Here is a 9,562-nt window from a genome sequence, read left to right as displayed (position 1 = left end):
GGCGGGGACAAGTTCTACCCTCCGATGGAGACCTGGAAGGCCGGGCTGCTCGGGGTCCGGGTCATCGGGCGCAAGGTCTACTCCCGGCCCGTCGCCGGCCCCCTGCCCGAACTCTTCGCCCGTGCCTGGCGGATGCGTGCCCACTGAGCGTGGTGGCCACCACTGAAATCCGGCCGCCCTCCATACGAGACCGGTTGGAGCCGGGGCGGTCAATGCCGCGGGGGCCGGTGGCGTGAGTCGGGCCCAGGTGCCCGGCGTCACATGCGCGACGGAACGGCATGACGCGGAGTGCCCGCGAGCGATCTGCGGCCTGGACAGCGCCGACGGCGGTGACGTCCGCTTCCTGAACCCCCGGGGGCCCCGCGTCTCGGCCACGCAGTGGCCGAGGGCGATTGGTCAGGCGGTAGACCTTGTGGGGACGGGGTCACCGACCCGTATGCCGGGATGCGGTGCCCCCGTACCCGGCCGGGAGTTGACGTTCACTTGCAGTGCTGTCAGGCCGCCGTACCCCGTGTCAGTCTCCTCTCATCGACGGACGCACTCGATGAGGTAATTCTCGGTGAGCGGATCGACGACGACCCCGTGCGTTTCACTGCGGAAGCCGGGAAAATGCCGGTCGAACGTTTCCAGGGCCGTCAGATAGCGCATCAGGGGCCCCTCGGGAGGTCCCGTCTCCTCGCCGGGCATCAGGACGGGGATGCCGGGCGGCGTGACGGTGATCATGGCGGCGGCGACGCGGTCGGCCGCCTCGGACAGGGGGATGCGTTCGGTGCCCCCGCGGATCAGTTGCCGGTAGCAGGTCTGGGGCGAGTCGACCGGCCTGGGCAGGTTCTGGAACGCGGCGTCGAGCAGCTCGACAAGGCGGGCCTGCCGCAGGTGGTCGTGCATCGACTGGCACAGTTCCGGCAGGCTCTGCCCGGTGTAGCGCTGGGGGTGGGCGGCGACGACGTCGGGCAGCACCTGTTCGAGTGGGGCCTCCTGGTCGTAGAGCGTCTTGAAGTCCATCAGCGCGTCGAGGAGGGTCCCCCACTTGCCCTTGGTGATGCCCATGGAGAAGAGGATCAGCGTGGTGTAGCTGTCGGTCTTCTCCACCACGATGTTCCTGGTGGCCAGGTAGGAGGTGAGCACGCGGGCGGGGATTCCCCGGTCCTCGACCTGTCCCGTGGCGTCCATGCCGGGGCAGGTAAGAGTGACCTTGATCGGGTCGAGTTGGCAGTAGCCCGGGGTCAGGTCAGGGAAGCCGTGCCATGCGGCGCCGGGTTCCAGTTCCCAGCAGGAGGGGTCGGAGCGGAGTACCTCGGTGGAGGCGTCGGCGAAGGGGATGGTGTCCCCGCTGCTCGGGTCGGTCACCGTAGCGGGCTGCCAGACACCGAAGAACCAGGCGGGCCGGTCGCCTGCGTCCTCGATGCGTCGGCCGGTACGCACCACGGCCTGACGGAAACGGATCGCCTCGGTGACCGCCTCGTCGATCAGCCAGTGTCCCTGCGGACCGTCCATCATCGCCCCGGCCACGTCCAGTGAGGCGATCATCGGATACAGCGGCGAGGTGGTGCCGTGCATCATGAACGTCTCGTTGAACCGCTCGTGCGCCACGGGCGCCCGCGGGGATTCCCGTACGTGGACCATGGCGCTCTGCGACAGGGCGGCGAGGAGCTTGTGCGTGGAGTGGGTGGCGAAGACGGTGGGGCGCTCGGCGCCGGGGAAGGAACCGGAATCCACGGCCATGCCGTAGCGCCGCGCGTAGAGGGGGTGGAAGCGGGCGTACGCGAACCACGCCTCGTCGAAGTGGAGGCGTGGGGTGCTCGGGGCGAGCGCCTCGGCCACCTGGATGGTGTCGTAGCACAGGCCGTCATAGGTGGAGTTGGTCAGCACCGCGTACTGGGCATGGGGCGAAACGGCGCGCTCGGTCAGCGGATTGCGCGCGACCCGCTCGGCGACGGCACGGGCATCGATCTCGGACGGAGGCAGCGGGCCGGCCAGCCCGTAGCCGTTGCGGGTGGGCACCAGGTACACCGGCCGGGCACCGGAGAGGATCAACCCGTGCAGCACCGACTTGTGACAGTTGCGGTCCACGAGGGCGATCTCGTCCTGGGTGACACTGAAGTGGCCGACCATACGATCGCAGGTCGAGTCGCCGCCCAGGACGAAGTAGGTGCGCTCGGCGCCGAAAATCCGAGCCGCATTGCGTTCGGCGTCGCCGATCGGTCCGGTGTGTTCGAACAGCGAGCCGAGTTCCCCGACCGAGATGGACAGGTCGCTCCGCAGCAGCCGCTCTCCGAAGTAGTCGTGGAAGGCCCGTCCGACCGGCGACTTGAGGAACGCGATGCCACCAGAGTGGGCGGGAGTGTGCCAGGAGTACTCGTGCGCGTCGTCGAAACGGCGCAGCGCCTTGAAGAACGGTGGCAGCATTCCCTCCTGATAGTCACGGGCGGCGCGAGCGATCCGTCCTGCGATGAAGGACGGAGTGTCCTCCAGCGGCCAGACGTAGCCGATCACTGTCTCCGCTACCCACAGCGGCAGCCCTTCGATGTCGTCCTCGGCCGTCACCAGGAAGACCGGCAGCTTCTGGAAGCGCCGGCCGATCAGGCGCAGTACCGCGCCGCCGCCCGGCGCGTCATCCGCGTCAACGTCCGAGAGGCGAGCATCGACCGGCCCGGTCTCGCCGACGGGCAGGTCCCAGGCCACCACCGCGGCGGCCAGGTTCGCCTGTGTCTGGAGCACCGCCTGGGCGTGCGGGCCGGTGGCCGCCCACCGCACCTCGAACCCAATGGCCTCCAACTCCTTCTCGATCCTGTGAAGTTGGTCGGACGCGGCGCTTGAGCTGTTCGCGCCACCTGGTACCGCGAACAGAACCGTTCCGTTTGCCATCGTGCCCCTTAAACGTCCGGCGTATCGCCTGCCCTGTGCAACCAGCACTCCATGGGGAGCCGAAGGAGGAACGGACGGACCGCGGGCAGCGACACCGACGTCGGGCCGTCTTCACTCCGACGGGTACGCCGACCCGCCTCCGCGAAAACGATCCGCGCCTGGCTCCGCCACCGCGGCATCACCCACACGATCCCCGAGCGGGCCGACCGGGTCCGCAACCGGGCCCGGCAAGGCAGCCGGGGAGGCCGCCCAGTCCTACGAAGCAGCTGTCACCCTCGCCTCACTCCTGATGTGGGCGTGACATTTGACGACAGAACCTAGCGCGCCCGCCATTCCGTGGCGATGACCGCCCAGTTCTGCTTGTCGTGGCGGGTGCCGTCATAGGGCCAGGCCTCGCGCTGCACCCCTTCGAGTCTCATGCCGAGCCGCTCGGCCACCGCAGAGCTGCGGGCGTTGTCGGCCCGGCAGCGCCACTCCGCGCGGTGCAGGCCCCGGACGGTGAACGCCCAGTCCAAAAGCGCGCGGCAGGCCTCGGTGACCATGCCGTGACCCTCGGCGGCGGGCTCCAGCCAGCAGCCGACCTCGCACGAGCCCGCCGCCGCATCGAAGGCGACGAACATGACGCCGCCGACCAGCGTGCCGTCCAGCCAGATGCCGTAGAGACGGGCGCCGTCCGCGGCCTGACGCTCGGCGTACCGGCGCAGGGTGCCCCGGGCGCCCTCGATGCCGTCGGTGACGAACCCGCTTCCCACCCACGGCCGGATGTGCTCGCGCGCCCGGTCGAGGTGGGCGGCGAACTCCTCGGCGTGCCAGATCTCCAGAGGGCGCAGGTGGGCGTCGCCCCGCAGCGGGAGGGAGAACATCAGAACCCCATTCACACAACAAGCGTTACGGTTATGTACGGTGGCAGCATGCCACGTACCAAGGGCGATCACGAGGCCCGCCGCCGTGATGTCTCCGAGGCGGTCTGGCGGGTCCTGGCCGCGCACGGCTTCGGCGGCCTGACGATGCGGGCCGTCGCCGCCGAACTGGGCGCCACCACCGGCCTGCTCACCCACTACTTCCGCACCAAGGGCGACCTGGTCGCTTACGCCCTCGACCTGCTGGAGCGGCGCACCGAGGCCCGCCCCAGGCGCGCCGCGGGACCCGGCACGTCCGCCGTGCGGGCCGCCCTCCTCGACATCCTGCCGCTGACACCGGAGGCCACCGGCAGCAACCGCATCTGGGTCTCCTCCTGGGACACCGCGCTCGCCGACCCCGGCCTGCGCGCCGACCACGCCCGCAAGTACGCGCGCGGCCGCGACAAGCTGCGCGACCTGATCGTGGAGGCTCAGCGGCTCGGCGAACTGTCCCCCGGGGATCCGGACCGCATCGCCGCCGGCGCCCAGGCGTTCGCGCTCGGCCTCGTGGTGCAGGCCCTCCTCGACGCTCCGGCGTTCCCGCCGCGCCGCCAGATCGAACTCCTCGACGACCATCTGGCCGCCCTCGCCCCCGCGCGCGGCGGCTGACACGGCGACGTCCTCTTGCCAAGGCCCGGGGGGAAGTCCACGATTGTCCCTTCTCGGATCACCTTTGCCCCTCCTCGGATCAGCTCCGAGGCAACGGCAGGCACGTGCACCAGGAGGCCCCGCTGTGGATTTCGGACTTGTGCTGCAGACCGACCCGCCGGCCTCCGCGGTCGTCGGACTCATGCGGCGCGCGGAGCGCAACGGCTTCCGCTACGGCTGGACGTTCGACTCCGCGGTCCTGTGGCAGGAGCCGTTCGTCATCTACAGCCGCATCCTCGAACACACCACGCGGCTGACGGTGGGCCCCATGGTCACCAACCCGGGCACCAGGACCTGGGAGGTCACCGCCTCCACCTTCGCCACGCTCAACGACATGTACGGCAACCGCACCGTCTGCGGCATCGGGCGCGGCGACTCCGCGATGCGCGTCGCGGGCCGCAGCCCGAACACGCTGGCCCGGCTCGGTGAGGCGATCGACGTCATCCGCGACCTCGCCGAGGGGCGCGAGGCGGACGTCGGCGGTCAGCGGCTGCGGCTGCCCTGGGTGCGGGAGGGGAAGCTGCCGGTGTGGATGGCGGCGTACGGCCCGAAGGCGCTCGCCCTCGCCGGGCAGAAGGCGGACGGGTTCATCCTCCAGCTCGCCGACCCCTACCTGACCGAGTACATGGTCAAGACCGTGCGGGACGCGGCGTCCGCGGCGGGGCGCGACCCCGCCGACGTGAAGATCTGCGTCGCCGCGCCCGCGTACGTCGGCGACGATCTCGCGCACGCCCGTGAGCAGTGCCGGTGGTTCGGCGGGATGGTCGGCAACCACGTCGCCGATCTGGTCGCCCGGTACGGCGAGGACTCCTCGGTGGTGCCGCGGGCCCTCACCGCGTACATCAAGGCGCGAGAGGGGTACGACTACAGCCACCACGGGCGCGCCGGGAACCCGGACACCGCCTTCGTGCCCGACGAGATCGTCGACCGCTTCTGCCTCCTCGGGCCCGTCGAGGCGCATCTCGAACGGCTGCGAGAGCTGAGGGAGTTGGGTGTCGACCAGTTCGCCGTGTACGCGATGCACGACGCTCGGGAGGAGGTCATCGACGCGTACGGGGCGACGGTCATCCCGCGTCTCACCTGAGGGCTCGCGTCTCACCTGAGGGCCGACGTGAACCCGAGCAGCAGCTCCGCGGTCCGCAGCGGGGATTCCAGCATCGGGGTGTGGCCGACGCCGGGGAGGATTTCCAGCCGCAGCCCGGGGACGGCCCGGTAGCGGTCGGCGGACGAGGGCTGCCATCGGCGGTCCTGCGCCCCGAAGATCACCAGCAGCGGGACTTCCAACTCCGCCAGCCGGGAGGGGAGTTCGCGCTGGGTCAGGTAGGCGAGCGATTCCCGTGAGGTCGCGGTGACCGTGCGGTGGGTCATGCCGCGCACCTCCGTGACGATCCGCTGGGGGATCTCCGTCTCTCGGCCGACGGCGGTGTCCAGACCCCGCCGGATCACGGCGTCGTTCCGTACGCGCCACACCCACCGCCCGAGCACGGGCGCCGTGGCGAGGCGGCCGGGCCACGGCTGCGGGAGCCGCGCGTCGGGGCTGGGGCCGGTGTTGATGAGCGCCAACGCCGAGATCAGGTCCGGCCGTTGCTCGGCAAGGGCCGTGCCCACCAGGCCGCCCGTCGAGTGCCCGGCCACGGCGGCCCGGGCCACGCCCAGACCGTCCAGGGCCGCGGCGACCCGGCGGGCCAGGGCGGGGATGTCGTATCCGCCCCGAGGCGGCGGCGCCGACCTGCCGTGTCCGGGAAGGTCGACGCGCAGGACGCGGTGGGCCCGCGCCAGCGCCGGGGTCACCGGCTCCCACCAGGCCGTCGAGCCCGCGAGGCCGTGGATCAGGACCAGGGCGGGGGCGTCCGGCGGGCCGCTCGCGGTGACGTGCACCTCGGTGCTCTTCGTATCGTGGTTCCGCATGCCCACACCGTCGCCGGACCCGGCGGCTCACGTCTTGGACGAATGTTCCTCCGCCGTGGCGCCCAGCGAGCCCGCGTGCGTGCCCAGCGCGCCCGCCGCCGCGCCCAGCGCGCTCGGGGTGCACCCGGCGAAGTCCCGTACGTCGCGGTGCAGATGGGACTGGTCGGCGTACCCGCAGGCTGCCGCTGTCTCGGCGGGGTCCCGGCCCGCCGACAGGCCGCGCGCCGCATGGTCGAAACGTACGAGCATCGCGGCGCGCTTGGGAGTCAGCCCGATCTGCGCGCCGAACCGGGACCACAGCCGCTTGCGGCTCCAACCACATGACTGCGCGAGGTCATTGACCCGCACCCGGCCCCGCCGGGCGACGATGTGCCGCCACGCGGCCGCCACCTCGGGATCCACCGGCGGGCCCGAACCGAACCGCTCGGCGAGGAAGGCGCTCATCAGGGCGAAGCGCCCCTCCCACGTCGCCGTCGCCGCCAACCGCTCGCGCAGCAAGCGCTCATGACGCCCCCACAGATCGGCGAGGTCGATCACGCGGCCCTCGCGGTCGGCGGGGGAGAGGCCCAGTGACGCGTACGCCGCGACGGGCGAGAGGCGGACCTCGACACAGTCGACGCGCTGCCCCCGGATGCGGGTCGCTCCGGGGGTCATGCCTGCGGCGAGACCCCCCAACGCCTTCATACCCTCGGCCTGTTCGACGGCGAGGGTGTCGCCGCCGAACTCGAAGACGACCGTCACCGTCGGCTGGGGAAGCACCCACGAGTCGAACCCGCGCGCGTCCCGGTCGCGGAACCCGGCCACGTCCACGCCGTCGAACGGCGTACCGCCGCGCGGGCGGGCGACCTCCCAGCCGGGCAGCGGGTCGGGGGCGAGGACGAGCGGATCCGGTCCCATGCGGTTCAGGCTACCGGGCGTGCGAGCGCCACGTTTCGCCGATCTCCCGCATCAGCGGCGGGTAGACGAGCAGGTGCCGGAACGGGGCGATCGCGGCCATGTAGGCCGTCCCGAAGAATCCGTTGGGCTTCACCAGCACGGCCATCTGCCCGCGGTAGCCGCCCTTGCCGTCGGGGACCCAGCTCAGGTGCATCACCCCGTGCACGGTCCGGTTGCTCATCTCCGAGGCCCACTCGTCGTCGGTCAGATAGACCGAGCTGAAGGGCAGCTTCTCGAACTTCGGTCCCGTCGGGCCCTCGCGCAGGTCCGCGGGGAGCCGGTCGCGCAGCGTCGCCACGCGCGCCCCGACACCGGAGTCCGGGTTGTCCCAGCCGAAGATCTTCCCGAGCTGCCAGCGGATCGCGAAGAGGGTGCGGGCGATCCAGGACGGGCTCTCCGCCGTGTCGCCCCCCACGGTGTCCTGGATCAGCAGCGGGAAGTCGTCGGGCCCGCCGGGCGTCGGCAGCGCCCACACGTCGTACAGGCGGAAGTCCCGGGTGATCTCGTGGATCCGCCAGGGCTGTGACGTGTGCGCGGTGTTCGGGAGCCTCATGAGGGTGCCTCCGTCTTGTCGGTCGTGCGCTCAGTGGGTGAGTGCATGGAGGGGTCGACCCCGAGGACACCCGCGACGGCGCGGACCGTGAGCAGCTCGTCGTGGGGCTCCTGCCCGGCAAGGGCGATCACCGTGCCGTCGAGCGCGCCGACGAAGGCCAGCGCGAGCGTGCGGACCGGCGGGCCGGGCGGGAGCGTGCCCGCGTCCCGCGCGGCGGCGATGAGACCTTCGCAGCGTACGACGAGACTTTCGTACGTCTGCTCGATCTCATGGCCGACGGGGTGGTCCTGGCCGCTGAATTCCAGGCGGAGCGCGGTCGCCACCCGTGCGCCGCTGCGCCGGCAGTAGACGGCGTGGCCGCGCGCCAGGGTGAGCAGGGCCGCCACGGGCTCCCGCTCCCGATCGATGAGCGGTTCGACCGCCTCCAGCCAGGTCTCGCCGATCCACCGGATCACGGCAAGGGTGAGGTCCTGCTTGTCCTTGAACTGGTGGTAGAGCGCGCCGCGGGTGTAGCCCGCCTCGCGCGCCACCTGTTCCAGTACGAGGTTTCCGTAGCCGTAGCGGGACAGGCCCCGCGCGGCCGATTCCAGGAGCGCGCCGCGCGTGCGGGCGCGCCGGTCCGCTTGGGTGACTCGTTCAGCACCTACATGCATGTATGTATGTTACCTGACGCCGCATGGATCATGCCTGCCGTACGGCCGTCACCAGCCAGACCGAGGCCCGCATGCGGACCCCGGTGTCGGTCGCGTAGGGGCGGAAGACGTCCTCCAAGGCGGCCCGCCTGTCCGCCGCGACGGTGCGGCCCGGCGGGCGGGACAGCATGAAGTCGACGGCGTCTGCGGGGGTCTCGCCCCAGTACGTCCTGATGGGCAGCGGTGTCACCGTCACGTCGTCGAAGGCGACGAGCGCCTCGCGGATGCGGTCCGGGTCGGAGAGGGAGGCCATCGCGGCGTGGGCGTCGGCCCGGTCGGCGGCGTGGTCCACGGCGTCACCGTCCCCGCTGCCGCTGCCGCTCCCCTCGCCGTCACTCTCCGCGAGCAGCTTCGCGAGGAGCCCGAACGCCTGTGCCTCCTCACCGCCGGAGCCCACGGCTTGCGGGCAGGCGAAGGCGAGGCGCCCGCCGGGGCGCAGTGCGCGGGCGATGTTGCTGAAGGCCGCGGCGTGGTCGGCGAAGAACATCACCCCGCCCCTGCTGATCGCCACGTCGTATCCGCCCGCCGGAAAGACGTGCGTCTGGGCGTCGGCCTTCTCGTACGTGACGTTCTTGACGCCTTCGGCCGAGGTGCGGGCACGCGCCCGTTCGAGCAGCGGCGCCGAGATGTCCACCCCGACCGCGTGACCACGGCCCGCCAGGCGCGCCGCCGTCCGGGTGAGGTCGCCCGCGCCGCAGCCGATGTCCAGGACGCGGTCGCCGTCGCCGATGGCCGCGGCCCTGAAGAGCCGGTCGTTCAGGCCGCTGCTCATCGCGTCGTAGCGGTCCTGCTGCTCGGCCCAGTGGCGGCCGATCGGGCCGTTCCAGATCTCTTCCTGCCGGGCGTTGGGACGTGCGTTCACTGTGGGGCTCCTTCGGATCGCGGGTGCTTGCGGTGCCGATGCTCGCCGTACGGGCACGTGCGGTCGTCGTACGGACGAAGGGAGTTGGCGCTGCGCCGCCGGGGGCGGACCGCGGCGGGAGTACTGCCGGGGGAGTAGCGAGGGAGTGGTCCGCCGGAGGGACGCCGTTGTCAGTGGCGGGGGCTAGGGTGCACAG

Annotated in this window: 9 protein-coding genes; 2 read left to right on the top strand and 7 right to left on the bottom strand. The window is 71.6% G+C overall.

The features are described from left to right. Nucleotides 1-525 precede the first annotated feature (525 nt). Both GKQ77_RS20475 and GKQ77_RS20470 read right to left on the bottom strand, forming a co-directional pair. The gene (locus tag GKQ77_RS20475) at nt 526-2,868 is read right to left on the bottom strand and encodes an Orn/Lys/Arg family decarboxylase (protein WP_219690373.1); all 2,343 of its coding nucleotides are present in this window, start codon (nt 2,866-2,868) and stop codon (nt 526-528) included. A 317-nt stretch (nt 2,869-3,185) separates the two neighbouring features. Beyond that, nucleotides 3,186-3,731 carry a GNAT family N-acetyltransferase gene (locus tag GKQ77_RS20470; protein WP_219690375.1) on the bottom strand — a complete coding sequence of 182 codons (546 nt, stop codon included), beginning with the start codon at nt 3,729-3,731 and terminating at the stop codon, nt 3,186-3,188. 48 nt (nt 3,732-3,779) lie between these two features. Here GKQ77_RS20470 and GKQ77_RS20465 point away from each other — a divergent pair, with 48 nt between their 5' ends. Continuing rightward, complete coding sequence (locus GKQ77_RS20465) at nt 3,780-4,376, top strand: TetR/AcrR family transcriptional regulator (protein WP_219690372.1); 597 nt, start codon at nt 3,780-3,782, stop codon at nt 4,374-4,376. Nucleotides 4,377-4,500: 124 nt separating this feature from the next. Next, entirely contained in the window at nt 4,501-5,499 is a 999-nt protein-coding gene (locus GKQ77_RS20460) for a TIGR03842 family LLM class F420-dependent oxidoreductase (protein WP_219690371.1), read from the top strand. Nucleotides 5,500-5,510: 11 nt separating this feature from the next. On the opposite strand, the gene GKQ77_RS20455 is transcribed toward GKQ77_RS20460, so the two are convergent. Genes GKQ77_RS20455 through GKQ77_RS20435 form a run of 5 tightly spaced genes read right to left on the bottom strand, consistent with a single transcriptional unit; the run spans nt 5,511 to nt 9,366 of the window. Then, entirely contained in the window at nt 5,511-6,323 is an 813-nt protein-coding gene (locus GKQ77_RS20455) for an alpha/beta fold hydrolase (RefSeq protein ID WP_219690370.1), read from the bottom strand. Nucleotides 6,324-6,350: 27 nt separating this feature from the next. Next, entirely contained in the window at nt 6,351-7,220 is an 870-nt protein-coding gene (locus GKQ77_RS20450) for a helix-turn-helix domain-containing protein (RefSeq protein ID WP_219690369.1), read from the bottom strand. A 10-nt stretch (nt 7,221-7,230) separates the two neighbouring features. Continuing rightward, nucleotides 7,231-7,812: a DUF2867 domain-containing protein gene (locus GKQ77_RS20445; RefSeq protein WP_219690368.1), complete on the bottom strand. Its 582-nt coding sequence runs from the start codon at nt 7,810-7,812 to the stop codon at nt 7,231-7,233. Beyond that, nucleotides 7,809-8,465: a TetR/AcrR family transcriptional regulator gene (locus GKQ77_RS20440; protein WP_219690367.1), complete on the bottom strand. Its 657-nt coding sequence runs from the start codon at nt 8,463-8,465 to the stop codon at nt 7,809-7,811. Before GKQ77_RS20440 ends, GKQ77_RS20445 begins: the two co-directional genes overlap by 4 nt. Before the next feature lie 28 nt (nt 8,466-8,493). Next, nucleotides 8,494-9,366: a class I SAM-dependent methyltransferase gene (locus GKQ77_RS20435; protein WP_308117730.1), complete on the bottom strand. Its 873-nt coding sequence runs from the start codon at nt 9,364-9,366 to the stop codon at nt 8,494-8,496. Nucleotides 9,367-9,562: the final 196 nt, after the last annotated feature.

Source organism: Streptomyces anatolicus (assembly GCF_019400875.1).
GTDB classification, from domain to species: Bacteria; Actinomycetota; Actinomycetes; order Streptomycetales; family Streptomycetaceae; genus Streptomyces; species Streptomyces anatolicus.
The sequence above is the reverse complement of the archived record's forward strand: the minus strand, read 5'-3'. Positions and strand labels throughout refer to the sequence as shown.